Source organism: Streptomyces sp. NPDC047971, from assembly GCF_040653355.1.
Classification (GTDB): domain Bacteria; phylum Actinomycetota; class Actinomycetes; order Streptomycetales; family Streptomycetaceae; genus Streptomyces.
In genome coordinates this window covers 25,100-46,080 of the sequence record NZ_JBEZNW010000005.1, presented here as the reverse complement: position 1 = coordinate 46,080, position 20,981 = coordinate 25,100, and the positions used below count along the sequence as shown (strand labels likewise).

14 protein-coding genes are annotated in these 20,981 nt (G+C 72.2%); 11 read left to right on the top strand and 3 right to left on the bottom strand.

Annotated features, from left to right (window positions below; genetic code table 11):
* Nucleotides 1-5 precede the first annotated feature (5 nt).
* Both AB0D99_RS06990 and AB0D99_RS06985 read left to right on the top strand, forming a co-directional pair.
* Entirely contained in the window at nt 6-3,914 is a 3,909-nt protein-coding gene (locus AB0D99_RS06990) for a Pls/PosA family non-ribosomal peptide synthetase (RefSeq protein ID WP_362357790.1), read from the top strand.
* 32 nt (nt 3,915-3,946) lie between these two features.
* Nucleotides 3,947-5,347: a M1 family metallopeptidase gene (locus AB0D99_RS06985; RefSeq protein WP_362357788.1), complete on the top strand. Its 1,401-nt coding sequence runs from the start codon at nt 3,947-3,949 to the stop codon at nt 5,345-5,347.
* A 57-nt stretch (nt 5,348-5,404) separates the two neighbouring features.
* Here AB0D99_RS06985 and AB0D99_RS06980 read toward each other — a convergent pair whose 3' ends face one another.
* Complete coding sequence (locus AB0D99_RS06980; protein WP_362357786.1) at nt 5,405-6,898, bottom strand: long-chain fatty acid--CoA ligase; 1,494 nt, start codon at nt 6,896-6,898, stop codon at nt 5,405-5,407.
* A 213-nt stretch (nt 6,899-7,111) separates the two neighbouring features.
* Here AB0D99_RS06980 and AB0D99_RS06975 point away from each other — a divergent pair, with 213 nt between their 5' ends.
* The 7 genes from AB0D99_RS06975 to AB0D99_RS06945 all read left to right on the top strand — a co-directional run bounded on the left by AB0D99_RS06975 (nt 7,112) and on the right by AB0D99_RS06945 (nt 15,606).
* Entirely contained in the window at nt 7,112-8,137 is a 1,026-nt protein-coding gene (locus AB0D99_RS06975) for an AraC family transcriptional regulator (RefSeq protein ID WP_362357784.1), read from the top strand.
* A gap of 485 nt (nt 8,138-8,622) precedes the next feature.
* The gene (locus AB0D99_RS06970) at nt 8,623-9,681 is read left to right on the top strand and encodes a 3-keto-5-aminohexanoate cleavage protein (protein ID WP_362357782.1); all 1,059 of its coding nucleotides are present in this window, start codon (nt 8,623-8,625) and stop codon (nt 9,679-9,681) included.
* A gap of 51 nt (nt 9,682-9,732) precedes the next feature.
* Nucleotides 9,733-10,707 carry a quinone oxidoreductase gene (locus AB0D99_RS06965; RefSeq protein WP_362357780.1) on the top strand — a complete coding sequence of 325 codons (975 nt, stop codon included), beginning with the start codon at nt 9,733-9,735 and terminating at the stop codon, nt 10,705-10,707.
* Between the two features lie 31 nt (nt 10,708-10,738).
* Complete coding sequence (locus AB0D99_RS06960) at nt 10,739-11,653, top strand: TauD/TfdA family dioxygenase (protein ID WP_362357778.1); 915 nt, start codon at nt 10,739-10,741, stop codon at nt 11,651-11,653.
* Nucleotides 11,654-11,806: 153 nt separating this feature from the next.
* Nucleotides 11,807-13,087 (top strand): MFS transporter, encoded by a 1,281-nt coding sequence (locus tag AB0D99_RS06955; protein WP_362357776.1) that lies wholly within the window; start codon nt 11,807-11,809, stop codon nt 13,085-13,087.
* Nucleotides 13,084-13,692 carry an alpha/beta hydrolase gene (locus AB0D99_RS06950; RefSeq protein WP_362357774.1) on the top strand — a complete coding sequence of 203 codons (609 nt, stop codon included), beginning with the start codon at nt 13,084-13,086 and terminating at the stop codon, nt 13,690-13,692. The genes AB0D99_RS06955 and AB0D99_RS06950 overlap by 4 nt, the downstream gene beginning before the upstream one ends.
* A 186-nt stretch (nt 13,693-13,878) precedes the next feature.
* Complete coding sequence (locus AB0D99_RS06945; protein ID WP_362357772.1) at nt 13,879-15,606, top strand: alpha/beta-hydrolase family protein; 1,728 nt, start codon at nt 13,879-13,881, stop codon at nt 15,604-15,606.
* Between the two features lie 42 nt (nt 15,607-15,648).
* Here the strand turns inward: AB0D99_RS06945 and AB0D99_RS06940 are convergent, their stop codons facing one another.
* Nucleotides 15,649-16,389: a type II CAAX endopeptidase family protein gene (locus AB0D99_RS06940; protein WP_362357770.1), complete on the bottom strand. Its 741-nt coding sequence runs from the start codon at nt 16,387-16,389 to the stop codon at nt 15,649-15,651.
* A gap of 297 nt (nt 16,390-16,686) precedes the next feature.
* On the opposite strand from AB0D99_RS06940, the gene AB0D99_RS06935 reads away from it, so the two are divergent.
* On the top strand, nt 16,687-17,172 hold the full coding sequence (locus tag AB0D99_RS06935; RefSeq protein ID WP_362357768.1) for a VOC family protein: 486 nt from the start codon (nt 16,687-16,689) through the stop codon (nt 17,170-17,172).
* A 92-nt stretch (nt 17,173-17,264) separates the two neighbouring features.
* Here the strand turns inward: AB0D99_RS06935 and AB0D99_RS06930 are convergent, their stop codons facing one another.
* On the bottom strand, nt 17,265-18,290 hold the full coding sequence (locus tag AB0D99_RS06930; RefSeq protein ID WP_362357766.1) for a multicopper oxidase domain-containing protein: 1,026 nt from the start codon (nt 18,288-18,290) through the stop codon (nt 17,265-17,267).
* 196 nt (nt 18,291-18,486) lie between these two features.
* Here AB0D99_RS06930 and AB0D99_RS06925 point away from each other — a divergent pair, with 196 nt between their 5' ends.
* Nucleotides 18,487-20,979 (top strand): ThuA domain-containing protein, encoded by a 2,493-nt coding sequence (locus AB0D99_RS06925; RefSeq protein WP_362357764.1) that lies wholly within the window; start codon nt 18,487-18,489, stop codon nt 20,977-20,979.
* The last annotated feature ends 2 nt before the right edge of the window (nt 20,980-20,981 follow it).

The window sequence follows — 20,981 nt, the reverse complement described above, 5'->3', positions numbered from 1 at the left end:
GTCCGATGGCAGCCACACCAGAGCGCGGTGACGTCACTCTGCTCGACGACGGGGGCGGCGCGTGGGAGGAGGAGCCCGACAAGTCCGCCCGGTTCACCGCCGGGCCCGCCGCTCCGGTGCGCACGCTCGTCGACATCTTCGAGGCGTCCGTACGGGCCCACCCCGACGAGCTCGCCCTGGACGACGGCAGCAGCAGGCTGACCTACCGGGCGCTGGCCTCGGACGTCGAGCGACGGCGGCGCGCCCTGGCGGCCGCCGGGGTGGGGCTCGGCGACCGGGTCGGCGTCCGCGTGCCCTCGGGGACCAACGAGCTGTACGCGGCGATCCTCGCCGTACTCGCCGTGGGCGCCGCCTACGTGCCGGTCGACGCCGAGGACCCGGACGAGCGGGCCGAGCTGGTCTTCGGCGAGGCGGGCGTGCGGGCCGTCCTCGGCGCGGGGCAGCGGATCGACGTCACCGCGCGCGAGGGGGACCGCGCCCCCGCCGCCCGCCCGGGACCCGAGCACGACGCGTGGATCATCTTCACCTCCGGCTCCACGGGCAGGCCCAAGGGCGTCGCGGTCAGCCACCGCAGCGCCGCCGCGTTCGTGGACGCCGAGGCCGCGCTCTTCCTCGTCGAGGAGCCCATCGGACCCGGCGACCGGGTGATGGCCGGGCTCTCCGTCGCCTTCGACGCCTCCTGCGAGGAGATGTGGCTGGCCTGGCGCTACGGCGCCTGCCTCGTGCCCGTCCCCCGCTCCCAGGTGCGCGGCGGCGCCGACCTCGGTCCCTGGCTGGTGGACCAGGAGATCACCGTGGTCTCCACCGTGCCGACCCTCGCCGCGCTCTGGGAGCCGGAGTCGCTCGACGAGGTCCGGCTGCTGATCTTCGGCGGCGAGGCCTGCCCGCCCGAGCTGACCCAGCGTCTGGTGACCGAGGGCCGCGAGGTCTGGAACACCTACGGCCCCACCGAGGCCACGGTCGTCGCCTGCGCCTCCCTGCTGACCGGTGAGGAGCCCATCCGGATCGGGCTCCCGCTGAACGGCTGGGAGCTGGCCGTGGTCGACGAGTCCGGCGAGCCGGTGCCGATGGGCGGCAGCGGCCAGTTGGTGATCGGCGGCGTCGGACTCGCCCGCTACCTCGACCCGGAGAAGGACGCCGAGAAGTACGCCCCGCTGGAGTCCCTCGGCTGGGAGCGCGCGTACCGCAGCGGGGACCTGGTCCGCGCCGAGCCGGAGGGGCTGGTCTTCCTGGGCCGCGGCGACGAGCAGATCAAGCTCGGCGGCCGCCGCATCGAACTCGGCGAGGTGGACGCCGCGCTGCAGGCCCTGCCCGGTGTCGCCGGAGCGGCCGCGGCCGTCCGCACCGCGCGCAGCGGCAATCAGCTCCTGGTCGGCTATCTCGTCACCCAGGAGGGCTGGGACCACGCGGCGGCCGTCGAGCGGCTCCGCGCCGAACTGCCCGCGGCCCTCGTGCCGCTGCTCGCTCCGGTCCCCGAGCTGCCCACCCGTACGTCGGGCAAGGTGGACCGCGACGCGCTGCCCTGGCCGCTCCCCGATGCGGGGCCCACCGGCCCGGCCGAGCAGCTGTACGGCACGGAGGCATGGCTGGCCGAGCAGTGGAGCGAGACCCTCGGAGTGGCCGTCACCGGCGCGACCGACGACTTCTTCGCGATCGGCGGCAACAGCCTCGCCGCCGCCCAGCTCACCACCCGGCTGCGTACCCGGTATCCGAGCGCCGCCGTCGTCGACATCTACCAGCAGCCCACCCTGCGCAAGCTGGCCCGGCGGCTGGAGAAGTCCGTCCAGGACGACGGCGCCGTCCGCACCGTCGCACCGGTTCCGCCGCGGACCGGGCTCGCGCAGACCGTCCTGCTCCTGCCGCTCTTCACCGTGGTCGGGCTCCGCTGGACGGTCGGGCTCCTCGCGCTGGGCAACGTGCTGCACCGGTTCGGGAGCTGCCCGTGGGCGCCGACCGCCTCCTGGTGGCTCGTCGCCGCCGGAGCGGCACTGCTCTTCACCCCGCCCGGCCGGCTCTCCGTCGCCGCCGGCGGCGCACGGCTGCTGCTGCGCGGGGTGAGGGCGGGCCACCATCCGCGCGGCGGCAGCGTCCACCTGCGGCTGTGGACGGCCGAGCGTCTCGCCGAGTGCGTCGGCGCCACCTCGCTCACCGGCTCCTGGCTGGAACGCTACGCGCGGGCTCTCGGTGCCAAGGTGGGTCCCGACGTGGACCTCCACTCGCTGCCCCCGGTCACCGGCATGCTCAAGCTCGGCCGCGGCTGCGCCGTGGAGTCCGAGGTGGACCTCTCCGGCCACTGGCTGGACGGGGACCGGCTGGTGATCGGCCCGGTCAAGGTCGGCGCGGGCGCGGTGGTCGGCACCCGCAGCCTGCTGTTCCCGGGGGCGCGGGTCGGCAAGCGGGCCGAGGTGGCTCCCGGATCCGCCGTGACCGGACAGATCCCGACCGGACAGCGCTGGGCCGGAGCGCCCGCGGGCAAGCTCGGCAAGGCCAAACGGAACTGGCCCAAGGAGCGGCCGGCGCGCCCGGTGCGCTGGCGTGCCGTGTACGGCGCGACCGGGGTCCTCCTCACCGTCCTGCCCGTGCTCGCAGCCCTGCCCGCGCTGCTGGTCGTGAGCGCCTTCGTCCCGGCCGACGCCGGGCTCGCCGACGTGCTGACGGGGGCGCTGCTCGCCGTGGTGCCCGGGGCGCTCGCCTACGGTCTCGCGTACGCGTCGCTGGTCCTGGTCCCGGTGCGGCTGCTCAGCCTCGGGCTGCGCACCGGAAGCCATCCGACGCACAGCCGTGTCGCCTGGCAGGCATGGACGGTCACGCAGCTGATGGACCTGGCACGGGGGACGCTCTTCCCGCTCTACGCCGGGCTGATCACCCCGGTCTGGCTGCGACTGCTCGGGATGAGGGTCGGCCGGGGCGCGGAGGTGTCGACGGTGCTCGCGCTGCCGAGCCTGACCACCGTCGGCGAGGGCGCGTTCCTCGCCGACGACACCCTGACGGCTCCGTACGAACTGGGCGGCGGCTGGGTGCGGATCGGGCCTTCGGAGATCGGTCGCCGGGCGTTCCTCGGCAACTCCGGCATGACCGCGCCCGGCCGCACGGTGCCGGACGACGGCCTGGTCGGCGTCCTGTCCGCGACGCCGAAGAAGGCCGAGAAGGGCGGCTCGTACCTCGGTCTGCCCCCGGTCAAACTGCCCCGTTCCGCCGCCGACTCCGACCTGAGCCGGACGTACGACCCGCCGGCGCGGCTGCTCTGGGCGCGTGGACTGGTGGAGCTGTGCCGGCTCGTTCCGGTGTTCTGCTCGGCCGCCCTCGCGGTGCTGACCGTGGCGGCCCTCTGCGCCCTGGCGACCACCGCCCTGGGGGTCGGGGGCGCGGCGCTGCTGTCCGGGGCGGTCCTCCTCGCCGCGGGTGCGGCCGGGTGCCTGGTGTCGATGGCCGCCAAATGGGTGCTGGTGGGCCGGCACCGGACTGGCGAGCACCCGCTCTGGTCCGGCTTCGTGTGGCGCAACGAGCTGGCCGACACCTTCGTCGAGGTGCTGGCCGTGCCCTGGCTGATCGGCTCGGTCCCGGGAACTCCGCTGCTCGCGCTGTGGCTGCGTGGGCTCGGGGCACGGATCGGCCGGGGCGTGTGGTGCGAGAGCTACTGGCTGCCGGAGACGGATCTGGTGGCGCTGGGCGACGCGGTCAGTGTGAACCGCGGCTGTGTGTTGCAGACGCACCTCTTCCACGACCGGATCTTGAGGACGGATACTGTGGTCCTCCGCGAGGGCGCCACTCTGGGCCCGGGCGGAATCGTCCTGCCCGGCAGTACGGTCGGTGCCCGCTCCACGCTGGGTCCCGCCTCCCTCGTGATGGCCGGGGAATCCGTCCCCGACGACACCCGCTGGCTGGGCAATCCGATCGAGGCGTGGCGGGCCTGAACGGGCGGCGCGGGCACAGGGCAGGAGCGGCAGTGGGCGGCGAGCGGACAACGGCGGCGGACCCGTATTTTCCCGACCACGGCGACTCGCGGTACCGCGTGCACCGGTACGAGCTGGCCCTGGAGTACCGGCCCGTCCCCAACCGGCTGGCCGGGACGGCCCGGCTCAGCGCGATCGCCGGACGGGCGCCGCTCACCGAGTTCCATCTGAACCTCGCCGAGTTCAGGATCGGCCGGATCCTCGTGGACGGCCGGGTGCCGCACTACGCCCACCGTGGCGGCAGGCTGCGTGTCCGACCCGCCAAGCCGCTGCCCGCGGGCGCCGCGTTCACGGTGGAGGTGCACTACGCGGGCAACCCCAAGCCGGTCCGCAGCCCGTGGGGCGGGCTCGGCTGGGAGGAGCTGACCGACGGCGCGCTGGTGGCCAGCCAGCCCGTCGGCGCGCCCTCCTGGTACCCCTGCAACGACCGGCCCGCCGACAAGGCCTCGTACCAGATCTCGGTCAACACGCCCTCCGCGTACACCGTGGTGGCGGGGGGCCGGCTGCTCACCCGGACGACCAGGGCCTCCACGACCACCTGGGTGTACGAGCAGTCCGCGCCCACCTCCAGCTATCTGGTCGGTCTCTCCATCGGCATGCACCAGACGGTGCTGCTCGGGGACCCCGGGCTCGGTGGTGTACCGCAGAGCGCTCATGTGCCGGCGCACCTCCTGCCCCGTTTCTCCCGCGACTTCGCCCGGCAGCCCGCCATGATGCTGCTGTTCGAGGAGCTTTTCGGTCCCTATCCGTTCGGCGAGTACGCGGTGGTGGTCGCCGACGAGGAACTGGACGTCCCGGTGGAGGCCCAGGGGCTCTCCCTCTTCGGCACCAACCACGTCGACGGCGCGCGGGGTTCCGAGCGTCTGGTCGCCCACGAACTCGCGCACCAGTGGTTCGGCAACAGCGTGACGATCGCCGACTGGCGGCACATCTGGCTGAACGAGGGCCTGGCCAAGTACGCCGAGTGGCTCTGGTCGGAGCGCTCGGGCGGCCGGACCGCACACGAACTGGCGGCCGTCGCGCACCGGATGCTGGCCGGACTTCCGCAGGACCTGAAGCTGGCCGACCCCGGGCGCAAGCTGATGTTCGACGACCGGCTGTACGAGCGCGGGGGTCTCACCCTGCACGCGGTCCGCTGCGCCCTCGGCGACGCCGCCTTCTTCCGGATGCTGCGCGACTGGGCCACCGCGCACCGCCACGGGGTGGTGACCACCGCGGGCTTCACCGCCCATGTGACGCGGTACGCCGACGAGCCGGTGGACGAGCTGCTCACGGCCTGGCTGTACCAGCCGTCGCTTCCGCCCCTGCCCTCGCCGCACGGCTCCGCGCCGATACCGCGGCGCCCCGCGTATCCGCCCACGAACGGCGGCGCCGCGGGCAGGGCTTCCGCCTAGCGGCGTGGACGGACCGGGCGGGCGGGGCACAGGCACCCACCCGGTCCGTCCGGCGCCTCACGAGGGCGAGACCACGATCTCGCGCTTGAGGATCTTCCCGGTGGGGCCCTTGGGGAGGTCGTCCAGGAAGGTGACGATCCTGGGGTACTTGTACGCCGCCACCCGCTCCTTGACGTACGCGCGGATCTCCTCGGCCGTCGCTTCGGCGCCCTTGCGGAGGACGATCACCGCCGCGACCTCCTCGCCGTGCACATCGTGCTCCACGCCGACGACCGCGACCTCGGCCACGGCGGGGTGCTCGTACAGGACCTCCTCGACCTCCCGCGGGTACACGTTGTAGCCACCACGGATGATCAGGTCCTTCTTCCGGTCGACGACGAAGTAGTAGCCGTCCTCGTCGACACGGGCCAGATCGCCGCTGTGGAACCAGCCGCCGCGCATCGCCTCCGCGGTCTCCTCCGGGCGGTTGAGGTAGCCCCGCATCACGTTCTCGCCGCGGATCGCGATCTCGCCGATCCCGCCCGGGCCCACCTCGGACCCGTCATCGGCGACCAGCCTCATCTCCACCCCCCGGATCGGCGTCCCGATGGAGCCGGCCTTGCGCGGGCGGTCCGGGTGGTTGAAGGCGGCCACCGGTGAGGTCTCGGACAGGCCGTAGCCCTCCAGGACGGTGACGCCGAAGCGTTCCTCGAATCCGTGCAGCACCTCGACGGGGATCGCGGCTCCTCCCGAGACGGCGAGGCGCAGCCGGGAGGCGTCGAAGCCGGCGGGGAGTTCGGCGTGGAGCAGCGCCGAGTACATCGTCGGTACGCCGAGGAACACGGTCACCCCGTCACGCCGCATGACCTCCAGTGCCCGCCGCGGATCGAACCGGGGCAGCAGGGTCAGCGTCGCCCCCGCCGCGACGGAGGTGTGGAGCGAGCAGGTCTGCCCGAAGGCGTGGAACAGCGGCAGGCCGCCGAAGAGGACGTCGTCGGGTCCGAGCCGCAGCAGCGTCTCGGCGGTGGTCGCCGTGTTCGAGACCAGGTTGCCGTGCGTGAGCTCCGCTCCCTTGGGCGCGCCGGTGGTGCCCGAGGTGTAGAGGATCAGCGCGGGGTCCCCGGCCGCGCGGTCGACGACGCCGGCGAGCGGTTCGGCGGCGGCGAGCAGATCGTGGAAGCCCTCGGGCGCGGTCACCAGACAGTCGGCCCCCACCTCGGCGGCGGCCTTGCGGACCTCCTCCGCGAAGAGCGGGAAGGTCACCGCGATCCGGGCCCCGGAGTCGCGCAGGACGTAGGCCACCTCGCGGGCCTTGAGGAGGGGGTTCAGCGGGACGACCACTCCCCCGGCCCGCAGGATCCCGTAGTGGACGACGGGGAACAGCGGCACGTTCGGCATCGTCATGGCCACGCGGTCGCCCGGCCGCATGCCGCGGTCGCGCAGCACCGCGGCGAACCTGGCGCTCGCGTCGTCCAGTTCGGCATAGGTGAGGACGGTGTCGTCGTGGCGCACGGCGTCCTGATCACGGCGTGCCGCCGCGGAGTTCACCAGAAGCGCGGCGAGGTTGGTCATGCCGGCGGTCTCCTTCTGTTCGTCTCGGCCGTCCGGCCCGGTGCGGGCGGCGGTCGCGTCCACCGATATCCGCGGAACGGGGCACGTACACGCCGCCTTGCGCCGTTCGCCGGGGTCGCGTGGAAGGGATGCTAGGGCGGGGGCGCTCCCGATGCTTGACGTAAGGGGACGGGAAACTTAACTTCTGGGGACCGAACCTCCAGGAGCGTGGTCATGAGGCCCCTCGTCCGCACGGCGGCGCTGAACGGATACGTCGAGCTGAGCCGCTCCCTCGGCATCGACCCGCGCGCGCTGATGAAGCGCGTGGGTCTGGACACGGCCGACCTCGCCGTCCAGGACCGGTGGATCTCCGGGCCGGCCGCCGTCCGGCTCCTGGAACTCTCCGCCGCAGCCGCCCACCGCGACGACTTCGGCCTGCGCATGGCCGAGCAGCGCCGCTTCTCCAACCTCGGCCCGATCAGCCTGGTCGTCCGCGAGGAGCCCGACGTCCGGAGCGCGCTGGGAATGCTGCTGCGCCACGAGCACATGTACAACGAGCTCCTGCACACGCGGCTCTCCGAGCGCAACGGCCTGGCCACCATCAAGGTGGACCTCCGGCTCGGTGACACGGCGCAGGCCCGGCAGGCCACGGAACTGGTCGTGGGTGCGTTCACCCGCATTCTGCGGGGGTTCCTCGACAGCCGGTGGCAGCCGCTGTCGGTGTGGTTCGCCCACGGCGCCCCGGCGGACACCTCCGCCCACCGCCGCATGTTCGGCACCGGTCTGGAGTTCGACCGCGAGTTCGACGGCATCGTCTTCTACGCCGACGACCTCGACGCCCCCAACGCGATGGCCGACCCGCAGCTGCGGAACTACGCCCGGCAGTACCTGGACGCCCTCGGTGCCACGCCGAGGGACACCTCGGTGGCGGACCGGGTACGCGAACTCATCGAGGCGCTGCTGCCGACCGGCCGGTGCTCCATCGAGCAGGTCGCCCGCAGCCTCGGGGTCGACAGGCGCACCGTCCACCGCCGTCTGACCCACTCGGGAGAGACGTTCTCGTCGCTCCTCAACACCACCCGGGCGCGGCTCGCCGAGCAGTTCGTGGCCAGTCCCCGCCGCTCCCTGACGGAGATCTCCGACCTCCTGGGCTTCTCGTCCCTGAGCGCCTTCTCCCGCTGGTTCCACCAGCAGTTCGGGTGCAGCCCGAGGGAGTGGCGCAAGGAGAAGGCACGCGAGCAGGACCCGGGACTCGGCTGACGGATTGGGCGAGGGGTACGGCTCCGGCTCCGGCTCCGGCTCCCGCTGGGGGGCTCCGGCTTCAGCTTCGGTTCCTGCTCCGCCTTGGGTTCCCGCTCCTGCTCCTGCTCCTGCTCCTGCCACGGACGGCGCGTCCGTCGCTCGGTTCCCCTGACCCTCACGGCGCTGAAGAGACGGCGCCGCGCGCGACTGTCCCGAAATGACAAGTCTCCCGTCACCACGGGTCAAGCAACCGTGCCCGCCCCGCCCTACGTTGGCTGCACCGCCCAGGTCGCCGGCCGGGCGGAGGTGAGCCGTCGGACATCGCCCCGGGGCTCGCTCGGCCCACGACAGGTCGATCGCCCTCCGGGCCGTGCGCCCGACGTTCTCCCCGACCCGCCCGCCCGCGTCGGTCCCCGCCGTGCGCGACTCCGGCTCCTGCTCCGGCTCGGCGGCAGCCGACCACCCGCGGCGGCCGATCACCCGCAACGCGAAGGAGAAGCACCATGCATTTCCACGACGACTCGCTCTTCCCCGAGAACCAGGAGAAGCTCGTCATCCAGGCCGCGCCGTACGGGCCCGAGTGGCTGCCCGGCGACGCCGACGACCTGCCCCTGACCATGGACGAGCACGTCCAGGCGGCGGTCGACTGCTACAACGCCGGTGCCACCGTGCTCCACATCCACGTCCGCGAACTCGACGGCAAGGGCTCCAAGCGGATGTCCATGTTCAACGAGCTGATGGGCCGGCTGCGCGAGGCGGTCCCGGACATGGTGCTGCAGATCGGTGGCTCGATCTCCTTCGCCCCCGAGGGCGAGGGCGCCGACGCCAAGTGGCTCTCCTACGACACCCGGCACCTCCTGGCCGAGGTCACGCCGGCACCCGACCAGGTGACCATCGCGATCAACACCAGCCAGATGAACATCGTCGAGATCATGACCGACGACGATCTGGCAGGCACCTCGATCGCGAAGCCGGAGTACTACCGGGCCTACCGGGACATGGTCGTCGAGGCCGGTCCCGAGTTCTACCTCGAACACCTCGAACGGCTGCGCGCGAGCGGCATCCAGCCGCACTTCCAACTCGCCACCATGGCCCAGCTCGAGACCGTCGAGCGGCTCGTCCGGTCCGGCGTCCACACCGGCCCCGTGGTGCTCAACTACGTCGCGATCGGCGGCGGCTTCGCCGGGCGGCACCCCGCCGATCTGATCGAGTTCATCCGCCGCGTCCCGGACGGAGCGGTCCTCACCATCGAGAGCTCCATGCGCGCCGTCGCGCCGATGAACGCGATCGCCATCGCGCTCGGCGTGCACGTACGCGTGGGCAACGAGGACAACCTCTGGCGGCGCAAGGGCGAGCGGATGTCCTCCGTGGAGCAGGTCGAGCAGATGGTCCGGATCGCCGACGCCCTGGGGCGGGACATCGCCGACGGCCGGGAGGCCAGGGAGATCTACCGGATCGGCGAGCACTACGCCGACGCCGACGAGACCATCGCCCGCCTCGGCATGGTCCCGAACCGCCGTCCCGGGCAGCGCGGCTTCATGCTGCGCGGCGTCGAGAGCTGAGCCGACACACCCCCACCCACCCCCGCCACACACCAGCGATCGGAGCAACCAGTGGCCCACGCCGTCCGCTTCCACGAGACCGGTGGACCCGACGTCATGACCTGGGAGAAGGTCGCCGTCGGCGATCCGGGTCCGGGCGAAGCGCGCGTCCGGCACGTCGCCGTCGGACTCAACTTCGCCGACACGTACTTCCGTACGGGGCTCTACCCGGTCCGGCTGCCCGACGGCATCGGTGTGGAGGGCTCCGGGGTGGTCGAGGCCGTCGGCGAGGGCGTCACCCACGTCGCCGAAGGCGATCGTGTCACCTACACCGGCAGCCCGCTGGGGGCGTACAGCACGGAGCGGGTCATGCCCGCGTCCCACCTGATCAAGCTGCCGGACGAGATCGGCTTCGAGACCGCCGCGGCCATGACCATGCGCGGCCTGACCTCGGCGTACCTGCTGCGCCGTATCCATCCGCTGCGGGCCGGCGACACCGTGCTGCTGCACGCCGCGGCGGGTGGCGTCGGTCTGATCGTCAGTCAGTGGGCGAAGCTCCTCGGCATCACCGTGATCGGAACGGTGTCCAGCGAGGAGAAGGCGGAGATCGCCCGCGCCCACGGCTGCGCGCACACCATCCAGTACCGGCGCGAGAACGTGGCCGACCGGGTGCGCGAACTGACCGACGGCGCCGGAGTCCCGGTCGTCCTCGACAGCGTCGGCAAGGACACCTTCGCCGGCTCGCTCGCCTCCCTGTCGCGCCGCGGACTGCTGGTCTGCTTCGGTACGGCCTCCGGTCCGGTGCCACCGATCGACGCCATGCAACTCGCCGTGCGGGGCTCGCTCTTCGTCACCCGCCCGGCGCTGGCCGACTACATCGCCGAACCGGCGGAGCGGGACGCCCTGGCCGGTGAACTCTTCGGTCACGTCGCCTCCGGGCGCATCACCATCGAGATCCATCAGCGCTACGCCCTCGAGGACTCGGCACGGGCACATCGCGATCTGGAAGCCGGACGGACCACGGGATCCTCCGTCTTCGTCCTCTGAGGCCACCCCCACCCCACCCCAGGAGTGAGCAATGCCCAAGACCCTCCCCCCGGCGCACACCCCGGCCCTCGTGCGGCCGGACGCGCTCCGTAGCTCGCTCGGCGTCCAGCCGCTGACCTGCACCATCGGCGCCGAGCTCGCGGGCGTGAGCCTCGCCGACGCGGCCCGGGACGACGACCTCTTCCGCGAGATCAAGAGCCTCTTGCTGCGGTACAAGGTGCTGTTCCTGCGCGACCAGGACATCAGCCGCGCCGACCACGTCGCCTTCGCCGAACGCTTCGGGCCGCTGGAGGACCACCCGGTGGCCGGCAGTGACCCGGACCACCCGGGCCTGGTCCGCATCTACAAGGACCTGGACAGCGCGCCGGAGCACTACGAGAACGCTCTCCACACCGACGGCACCTGGCGCGAGAACCCCTCCATGGGAGCCGTCCTGCGCTGTGTGGAGTCTCCCCCCGTGGGCGGCGACACGATCTGGGTCAACATGGTCGAGGCCCACCGCCGCCTGCCGGAGCACATCAGGACGCAGATCCAGGACCTGCGCGCCCGGCACAGCATCGAGGCGACCTTCGGCGCGATGCTGCCCGCGGAGCGGCGCCACGCACTGGCCGCCCGGTTCCCGGACGCGGAGCACCCGGTGGTGCGCACCCACCCCGAGACCGGCGAGGAGATCCTCTTCGTCAACGCCTTCACGACCCACTTCGTGAACTACCACACGCCCGACAACGTCCGCTTCGGCCAGGACTACGCCCCGGGCGCCGCCAACCTCCTGACCTACCTGATCAGTCAGGCGTCGGTGCCCGAGTACCAGGTCCGCTGGCGCTGGAGCGAGAACAGCGTGGCCATCTGGGACAACCGTTCCACCCAGCACTACGCCGTCCAGGACTACTGGCCCGGCGTCCGCAAGATGGAGCGCGCCGGGATCGTCGGCGACAGGCCGTTCTGACCCTCCACCCCCGGCCGGCCTTCCGGCCCCTCCCTCCCACCTCCCCCTTCCTTTCCGTCAACAGCAGTCGAGGTGATGACAATGGGGTTTCTCACCACTGCGACACCCACCCCGGAGAGAACCGGTACCGGATCCCGCTCCTCGGAATGGCCCGTGTCCCGGAGCTACGCCTGGGTGGTCTTCACCCTGAGTTTCGGACTCCTGCTCTCGGACTACATGTCCCGGCAGGTGCTCAACGCCGTCTTCCCGATGCTGAAGGCCGACTGGCTCCTGTCGGACGCCCGGCTGGGCTCCCTCAGCGGCGTCGTGGCGCTGATGGTCGGTCTGCTCACCTTCCCCCTGTCCCTGCTGGCCGACCGGTGGGGCAGGGTGCGATCCCTCGTCATCGCGGCGGCGATGTGGAGCCTGGCGACCCTGGGCTGTGCGGTGGCGGCGAGCTACGGCCAGATGTTCACCGGCAGGCTCCTCGTCGGCATCGGTGAGGCCGCGTACGGCAGCGTCGGCATCGCCGTGGTCCTCAGCGTCTTCCCGCCCGCCCTGCGAGCGACGCTCTCCGGCGCCTTCATCGCCGGCGGGGCGTTCGGCTCGGTCCTCGGGATCTCGCTGGGCGGTGCCGTGGCCGAGGCGTACGGCTGGCGCTGGGCGTTCGGCGTCATGGGCGTCCTCGGCCTGGTGCTCGCCGGCGTCTACGCCGTCGTGGTCACGGAGAAGAGGCTCGCCCCACGGACGGAAGCGGCCGAGGACGGAGCCGCCGGCACCGGCGAACGGCTCCGCGTGCTGCTGCCGCGGCTGTTCTCCTCCGTCTCGGTGGTCAGCGCCTACATCGGCAGCGGTCTGCAGCTGTTCGTGGCGGGCGCGCTGATCGCCTGGCTGCCCAGCTACTTCGACCGCTACTACGGGATGCCGACCGCGAAGGCCGGTGCCACCGCGGGGCTCTTCGCCCTGGTGATCGGAGTCGGCATGATCGCCGGCGGCTTCGCCTCCGACCGGTTCAGCCGCCGCGACCCGATCCTCACGTGGTCCGTCGCCATCTGCTGCAGCGTGGGCTCCCTCGTCCTGCTGACGGCCGCGTTCCGGCTGCCCGCAGGCCCGGCGCAGTTGCTGGTGCTGGCGCTGGGAGCCCTCCTCTGTGCCGGCACGGCCGGGCCGGGGGCGGCGATGGTGGCGAACCTGACCCCGGCGGCCATCGCCGCGACGGCGTTCGCCACCCTCACGCTGGCCCAGAGTCTCCTCGGGCTCGCCCCCGGCCCCGCGGTCACGGGAATGCTCGCGGACCGGTTCGGCCTGCTCGGCGCGCTCCGGCTGGTCCCGCTGGTGGCGCTCGCCGCCACCGCGGCCTTCCTCGTCGGGCGCAGATGGTACGCACGGGATCTGCGACGCCTCACCGCGCCCGTCGTGCCGGTGGAGCCCCGGGCCGCGGGGGTGGTCTCATGACCGGAACCGTCGTGCCGACGGTCGTGATCGTCCCCGGGATGCGGGAACACGTCGAGGACCACTGGCAGACCGTTCTTGCCGAGGAGCTCCGCGCCGCCGGCCGCGGGGTCCGCGTCGTCCCCCCGCCGCTCCACGACCGGCTCGGCCGCGCCTCCCATGTGGCCAACCTGGTCGAGGTGATGACGGGGGTCACCGGGCCGGTGACCATCGTCGCCCACAGCGCGGGCGTCATGACCACCGTCCACTGGGCCCGGTGGCATGCCGGGGACGTCCGGGGCGCCCTGCTGGCGGCGCCCCCGGACTTCGGCACACCGCTGCCGGACGGCTACCCCACCCCCCAGGAGTTGGCGACGCACGGCTGGACGCCGGTACCCCGGCGCCGGCTGCCCTTCCCCAGCGTCGTCGCGGCCGGTTCGAACGATCCTCTGGGATCACCGGGGCACGCCGCCGGCGTCGCCCGGGACTGGGGGAGCCGACTGGTGGAGCTCGGCCCGGTCGGACACCTCAACCCCGCTTCCGGACACGGTCCGTGGCCCCGGGCGGCGGAACTCGTCGAGGTGCTCGAACGCGGTCGGCGGCGGACGGCTCCACGGACCGCCCGGTAGCCGGCCGGACCCCGTGCGGCGGGGTTCGCCCGGCGGACGGGGACGGCGGGCCGACGACCGTGGAAACCGGTCGGGCGGTGGTGGCGCGGGCGGCCACCACCGCCGTCGGCGCGGCCCGGTGGCCGGAGGCGGCTCGGAATGGCAGGGTCGGCCGAGCCTTGGGATCCTTGTCCCCGGAGGACCGCCATGACGCACGACCCGCCGTTGTCCCCCTCGGAGGGACCCACACCGAGCGAGAACGACCGCCGGGTGGACCGGCCCGAGGGCGCGGACGCGGGCGGGAGGCGCCGCCGGATGTTCCGGCTCACCCTGCCCGGCTGCTGGGGTGCGCTCGTCCTCGCGTGTCTGTCGTTCACCCCGTCGCTGCTGCCGCGCGGCGGCGTGCTCCAGGGGCTCGTGTGCGGCATCGGCGCCGCCATCGGCTACGGACTCGGGGTCGTCGCGGCGTACGTGTGGCGCGCCTTCGCCGACCGGGACGCGCGACGCCCCTCGCGCAGGTCGTGGCTGGTCCTCCTCGTCAGCGCGGTCGTGCTGTTCGGCCTCTCCTTCGGGCTCGGTCAGTACTGGCAGCACGAGATCCGCCGGCTCATGGGGGTCACGGACTACAGCGTCCTCGCCACCGTCGCCTGCCCGTTCGTCGCCGCCCTCGTCTTCTGGCTCCTGCTCATGGCCGGTCGGGGGCTGCGGCGGCTGTACCACTGGACCACCCGGCTCCTCGGGCGCTGGATCGGCGAGCGCGCGACGAAGGTCGTCGGCTGGCTGGTGGTGGCCGGGCTCGCGTGGTCCGTGTTCACCGGGGTGCTGTTGCAGGGCTTGGTGAGCGCGGCCAACGAGACCTTCTCGCTGCGTGACACGCACACCCCGGAGGGTGTGCACCAGCCGACGTCGTCCCTGCGCTCGGGCGGGCCGGGGTCCGTCGTGCCGTGGGACTCGCTGGGCAGGGAGGGCCGGGCCTTCACCGGCAGCGGCCCGTCGGCCCGGGACATCGGCGCGTTCACCCACCGCACGGCCGAGGAGCCCATCAGGGCCTACGCGGGGCTCGCGAGCGCCGACGACGCGGAGACCCGGGCCGCGCGGGCCGTCGCCGACCTGAGGCGGGCCGGCGGCTTCGAGCGCGAGAACCTCCTGGTGATGACCACGACGGGGAGCGGCTGGGTCGATCCCGCGGCGGTCGAGTCGTTCGAGTACCTGGGCAACGGCGACGCGGCCACCGTGGCGATGCAGTACTCCTACCTGCCGTCATGGCTGTCCTACCTCGTCGACCAGTCCAAGGCGCGGGAGGCGGGGCGCGAACTGTTCGACGCGGTGTACGACACCTGGTCCAAACTGCCCCAGGACCAGCGGCCCCGGCTGTTCGTGGCCGGCGAGAGCCTGGGGTCGTTCGGCGGTGAGACGGCCTTCAGCGGAGAGTACGACCTGCGCAACCGGACGGCCGGCACCCTGTTCGCCGGCCCGCCCAACTTCAACGCCCTGTTCCGCACGTTCAGCGACCACCGCGACGCCGGAAGTCCCGAGATCGAGCCCGTCTACAAGGAGGGGCGGACGGTCCGGTTCACCGACGACCCCGCCTCCGGGTCGCCACCGGCGGACCGGCCCTGGGAGGGCACCCGCGTGCTCTATCTGATGAACCCTTCCGATCCGATCGTCTGGTGGAGCCCCGACCTGGTCCTCGGCGAGCCCGACTGGATCGGCGACGCTCCCGGCGATGACGTGCTGGAGGCGATGGTCTGGATTCCCTTCGTGACCTTCTGGCAGGTCACCGCCGACCTGCCGTTCTCCACAGGTGTCCCGGACGGCCACGGCCACACGTACAAGGTGGCGTACGTGGACGGCTGGAACGACGTCATGCGGCCCACCGGCTTCACGGCGGAGGACCTGGACCGGCTGAAGGAGATCGTCCGGCAGGAGGGCTGAACCCCGTCGGCACGGCGCACCGGTGTCCGCGCCGTCGTGCGCTCAGCGCAGCAGATGGCCGGCGAGGTAGCCCAGCGCGTTCACCGCCCAGTGCAGACCCATGGGAGCGAGCAGGCTCCCGCTGCGGCGGCGCAGTTCGCACAGGAGCACACCCGCCGCCGCCGTGAACAGCACGGCCGAGAGGACGGCCAGCGCGGCACCCGGCGCGGAGGAGCCGAAGACGGTGGTCAGGGCGGGTTTCTCGGTCGCGAGGCGCAGCGACGGCAGCACGTGCCACAGGCCGAACAGCAGGCTCGACACGGCGGTCGCCCACACCGTCCCACGGACACGGAGCACGAGGCCGTACAGCACTCCCCGGAAGGCGATCTCCTCCAGCAGGACCGTACCGACGGGGACCAGCACGAGGACGCGGAACATCAGCTCGCCGCCGCTCAGGCCCGCGTACCTCCGGTCCTCGAAGAGGGTGCGGGTGGCCGGCAGCAGAGCTCCGGCCAGATAGACGACGGCGACCAGACCGATCAGGGCCAGCGCCCACCGGGCGCCCCGGGCGAGCGTGCCGGGCGCCAGGCCCGCGTCCGCCCAGGTGCCGCCGGCCGCCCTCAGCACGCCCAGGAGCAGAGCGCCGGCCACGACCGCCGTGGCCAGGCCGGGGAGGCCGGGCCAGTGGTGCGTGGCCAGGTTGGCGGCGATCAGGACGACCAGGGTGATTCCCACGGCCGGCCAGGTGCCGATCCCGTCGTGCCCGGCAGAGGGCCGGTGGTGCGCTCCCGGGGTGAGGGGCATCGGCCTTCCCCATCTCTCCGCCGACGGTTCGTCTCCGCCTCCCCTCGGCCCACGCTACCGGGCTCCTTCGAGGCGCGCCCCAGGGGCGAACGCCTGCACCGGACGCGGAGGGTGATCCGCGTCGGCCGCGAGCCCGGCCGCTCCGTGGCATGTGGAGGCGGCGGGGCCGTGGGCCCTTCGGGGGCATCCGTCCGGGGCTGCCGCGCGGCGGCGGAGCGCGCCCCACGGGGCCGGGATATCAGTGGTCGGACACGGCGGTCGGCGGTGACCGCCACCGTTCGGAAAGGCCGGAGCCCGATGACCGTCCAACCCATTCCCGAGGGATATCCGCGGGTCACGCCGTACCTCTGCGCCGACGGAGCCGCGGCGGCGATCGACTTCTACGTCTCCGTGCTCGGCGCGGTCGAGAAGATGAGGATGCCCGCCCCCGGGGGCAGGATCGGCCACGCCGAACTGGAACTGGGCAACTCGATCGTCATGCTCGCCGACGAGTACCCGGACATCGGGTTCCGCTCGCCGAGGTCGGTCGGTGGTACGCCCGTCACCCTGCATGTGTACGTCGAGGACGTCGACTCCGTCTTCGAGATGGCCCTCTCCCTCGGCGCGACGGAGATCTCGCCGGTCACGAACGAGTTCTACGGCGACCGTACGGGGCAGTTCGAAGACCCCTTCGGCCACCGCTGGACCGTCGCCACGCATGTCGAGGACGTTCCCGCGGAGGAGATGGAGAAGCGGGCCGCGGAGGCCATGCGGTCCATGGACCCCACGGCGGACGGCGGCTGACCCGCCCGACCGGGAGGGGCGGCGGGCGGGGACCATACGCTCCCCCGCCCGCCGCCCCCGTTCGCGGGAACTCCCGTGGGCCCCACGGCGCTTCAGTGCTGGTGGGCGCCGCCGTCCGTCCGCGCGGCCGGTTTCTTCTCCGCGGCCCCCGTGCCATGGCTCCCGTGGTCTCCGTGCCCCGGGACGGTGCCGTCCGGTTTGGCCACCAGGAAGAGACCGGCCATGCCCATGTCGGAGTGGCTCTGGACGTGGCAGTGGTACATCCAGGCGCCGGCTCCGACGTGTTCGCCCGCGATGATCTGGAAGCCGAACGAGTCCGCAGGGCCGGTGATCTTGTTGTCGATGACCCGGCTCACGTCCTCCGGGCCCGACAGGAGTCCGGTGCGGTTGTCCGCCCAGCGGTGACCGTGCATGTGGAACGTGTGGTAGTACTCGCCGTGCGTGATCATGACGATCTCCACCCGGTCGCCCACCGTGGCGAGGAAGTCGGGCGGTTCCGCCGCCGGCCTGTTGTTGATCGTCATGTCGTTGAAGACGATCGTGAACTGCTTGTCCGGGAGGATGTCGCCCTTGCGGCGTACCACCAGGGCGCCGTAGAGCCCCTTCCGGATGCCTCCGGTGCCGTGGTCCGTCCCCACGACATGGTCGTGGTAGTGCCAGTAGCCGGCGCTGCCGGGGCGCCAGGTGCCGTCCGAGCGGCGACCGGGGGCGTGCGTGCGCCAGGTGTAGGTGCGGGTGGCGCCCGGTTCGACATGACTGCCGCTCATCCGCGTGCCGTCGTTGTCGATGTCGTAGTCCACACCGTGCGGATGGAGGCTCACGGGGACGTCCATCAGGTTCTCGAAGTCGATGTGGATCGTGTCGCCCTCGTTGAGCTCGATCACCGGACCGGGCACGGACGCCTTGCCCTTCTCCAGGCCGTACCCCATCCGTCCGTCGGCCAATTTCTCGGCGTACAGCCTGAGACGGCGTACCTGGCCCCCGGCCGGGGCAGTCCTCGGTGGGGTCGCTGCGCCGGGTGCGGCGCTTGAGGCGGAGGTGAGAGACAACGATGTCACGCCGGTCGCGGCGACGGCCCCGCCCGCGAGCAGGCGGCGGTTGAAGCTGCGTCTGTCCATGCCGAACTCTCCGCTTCTCGGTGGAGATTGACGGGGTGAAGGGCCCCTGGGGACGGCCCACACCGTAGCCGGACGGCTCCAGTTTCTCCACGCTCAGGACAAAGTTCGTCCCCACGCGGTCATAGGTATTGGCGAACCGAGCAAAGAGGTCTAGCTTCAACGGCTGTTGTTGTGACCTCAGAGGGATGGGTGACCCATGAAGCGCACACCACATCACCACGCGAGATCAAGAACGGGCTTCGCGGTGGCGGCACTTGGGGCGGGAGCCCTGACCGCATCACTGCTCGGCGGCAACCCCGCCTCCGCCAGACCCTATCCGGATCCTCCGTCGACCACGGCTTCGACAACGTTGTCCCTCCCGTCTCCACCGGGCGGCGCGAACGTCCGGGTGCTCGTCTTCCACGGGTCGGCGACCGAGGAGTCACCGACGGTCGACGCGGGCATCGCGGCGATCGAGACCATCGGGCTGACCGGGCCGGCCGCCGGCCGCTACCGCACGGAGGCCACCGACGATCCCGGGGTCTTCACCGACGCCAAGCGGCTCGGCAAGTACAACGCGGTGGTGTTCCTCACCGGGGGCGGCGATGTGCTCGACCCGGAGCAGGAAGCCGGCCTCGAGGCGTACATGGAGGCGGGCGGCGGATTCCTCGGCGTCCACGAGGCCGCGCGCACCGAGCCGTACTCCTCCTGGTTCACCGGCCTCGTCGGCGCACGGCCCACCGGCGCCCCGAGCAGCGCGCAGCGCGCGGTGGTGGAGGTCGGCGACCGGCAGCATCCGGCCACCGCGTCCCTCCCGCTGGAGTGGAAGCGTCCGGACAAGTGGTTCAACTGGGAGCGCAACCCGTCCGGCACCGTGCACACCGTGGCACGGGTCCGGGAAGCCTCGTACCAGCCCGCGGCGAAGCCGAACGGCTGGGACCACCCGGTGTCCTGGTGCCGCGACTACGACGGCGGCCGGTCCTTCTACACCGCCATGGGCGGCACCGTCGACAGTTACGCCGAGGCGGACTTCCGCGACCACCTCCGGGGCGCGATCGCCTGGACGGCCCGCATCTCCCGGGCGGACTGCAAGGCGACCATCGACGCCAACTACACCGCCGAACGCGTCACGAAGCCCAACCAGCCCGGCCAGAACGACCAGATCGGCGAGCCGCACGGCCTGGTCGCGGCTCCCGACGGACGCGTCCTCTACATCGGCCGGGGTGGCGCCGACTCGAGCGTGCCGGTGGTCACCGACTGGAACGACCCGGACATCGGCAAGGGCAACGGCGAGGTCCACGTCTACGACCCGAGGACCAGGCAGGTCACCAAGGCGGGGACGCTCACCGTCTTCGGCAACAAGGGTGGCGGGGACGAGCTGGTCAAGAACGAGGAGGGTCTGCTCGGGATCGAGCTCGACCCCGACTTCATGACCAACGGCTGGATCTATCTGCACTACACCCCGCACTCGCGCATCGACCGCGAGGCGCACATGGGCGAGCGCAGGGTCTCCCGCTTCACGCTCGACCTCGCGACGAACAGGCTCGACCTGGCGAGCGAGAAGGTGCTGCTGAGCTGGCCGGTCCAGATCCACAGCTGCTGCCACGCGGGCGGCGGGATGGCGTGGGACTCCAAGGGCAACCTCTACATCGCCACCGGAGACACCAACTCGTCCGGTTCCAGCGGCGGTTATTCGGGCAACAACCCCGCCCCGAACTTCCGGGGCGTGGCCTTCGCGGACGCGCGCCGCACCGCCGGCAACACCAACAACCTCAACGGCAAGATCCTCCGGATCCACCCCGAGGACGACGGCACGTACACCCTCCCCGAGGGGAACCTCTTCACCGGGGAGGAGAGTGACGAGGGCGGCGGCAAGACCCGGGGCGAGATCTACGTGATGGGCGTACGCAACCCCGCGCGCATCTCCGTCGACAAGAAGACCGACATCCTCTACGCGGGCTGGGTCGGCCCCGACGCCGGCGCGCCGTCCACGACCTGGGGGCCCGCCAAGTACGACACGTTCGCCGCGATCACCAAGGCCGGCAACCACGGCTGGCCGTACTGCATGGGGAACAAGCAGCCCTACCGGGACCGCGGCCTGACGGATCCGGCCAAGCCGCTCGGCTGGTACGACTGCGACGCGCCGAAGAACGAGTCGCCCAACAACGACGGGCTCGTCAACCTGCCGCCGGTGACGGCGAACACGATCTGGTACTCGCCCCAGGGCGGCGGCGTGGACTACCCGAGGGACGCGAACGGCGTCCCGAGCTACAAGCAGGAGGAGCAGAGACTGCTGCTCCCGTGGCTCAAGGGCGGCGGACAGGCGACCATGAACGGCCCGCTCTACCGCTTCGACGCGGCGAGCGACTCGACCGTGAAATGGCCGTCGTACTGGGACGGCAAGTGGTTCGTCGGTGACTTCTACGACGGGGACCAGCCCCGGCATGCCGTGCTGACCGATCCGAGGACCGTCGGCAAGGGCGGACTGCCCGTGCACGCCGAGTCCTTGAAGAAGATCATCCCGGTCGGCCAGGGCGGGATCCGCAACCTGATGGACTGGAAGTTCGCACCCGACGGTTCGCTGTACGTCCTCGACTACGGGCGGGGCTTCTTCACCTCGCATCCCGACTCCGCGCTCTGGCGCGTGACCTACAAGGGCGGCGGGCCCACCCCGGCCGCGGACCAGCTGGCAAGGAAGGCGGCGCGGTGACC

Coding starts and splice junctions, on each gene's coding strand:
- AB0D99_RS06980 (WP_362357786.1), bottom strand. CDS start 6,898: ATGACCAACCTCGCCGCGCTTCTGGTGAACTCCGCGGCGGCACGCCGT.
- AB0D99_RS06945 (WP_362357772.1), top strand. CDS start 13,879: ATGACGCACGACCCGCCGTTGTCCCCCTCGGAGGGACCCACACCGAGC.
- AB0D99_RS06970 (WP_362357782.1), top strand. CDS start 8,623: ATGCATTTCCACGACGACTCGCTCTTCCCCGAGAACCAGGAGAAGCTC.
- AB0D99_RS06950 (WP_362357774.1), top strand. CDS start 13,084: ATGACCGGAACCGTCGTGCCGACGGTCGTGATCGTCCCCGGGATGCGG.
- AB0D99_RS06975 (WP_362357784.1), top strand. CDS start 7,112: ATGAGGCCCCTCGTCCGCACGGCGGCGCTGAACGGATACGTCGAGCTG.
- AB0D99_RS06940 (WP_362357770.1), bottom strand. CDS start 16,389: ATGCCCCTCACCCCGGGAGCGCACCACCGGCCCTCTGCCGGGCACGAC.
- AB0D99_RS06925 (WP_362357764.1), top strand. CDS start 18,487: ATGAAGCGCACACCACATCACCACGCGAGATCAAGAACGGGCTTCGCG.
- AB0D99_RS06930 (WP_362357766.1), bottom strand. CDS start 18,290: ATGGACAGACGCAGCTTCAACCGCCGCCTGCTCGCGGGCGGGGCCGTC.
- AB0D99_RS06935 (WP_362357768.1), top strand. CDS start 16,687: ATGACCGTCCAACCCATTCCCGAGGGATATCCGCGGGTCACGCCGTAC.
- AB0D99_RS06960 (WP_362357778.1), top strand. CDS start 10,739: ATGCCCAAGACCCTCCCCCCGGCGCACACCCCGGCCCTCGTGCGGCCG.
- AB0D99_RS06990 (WP_362357790.1), top strand. CDS start 6: ATGGCAGCCACACCAGAGCGCGGTGACGTCACTCTGCTCGACGACGGG.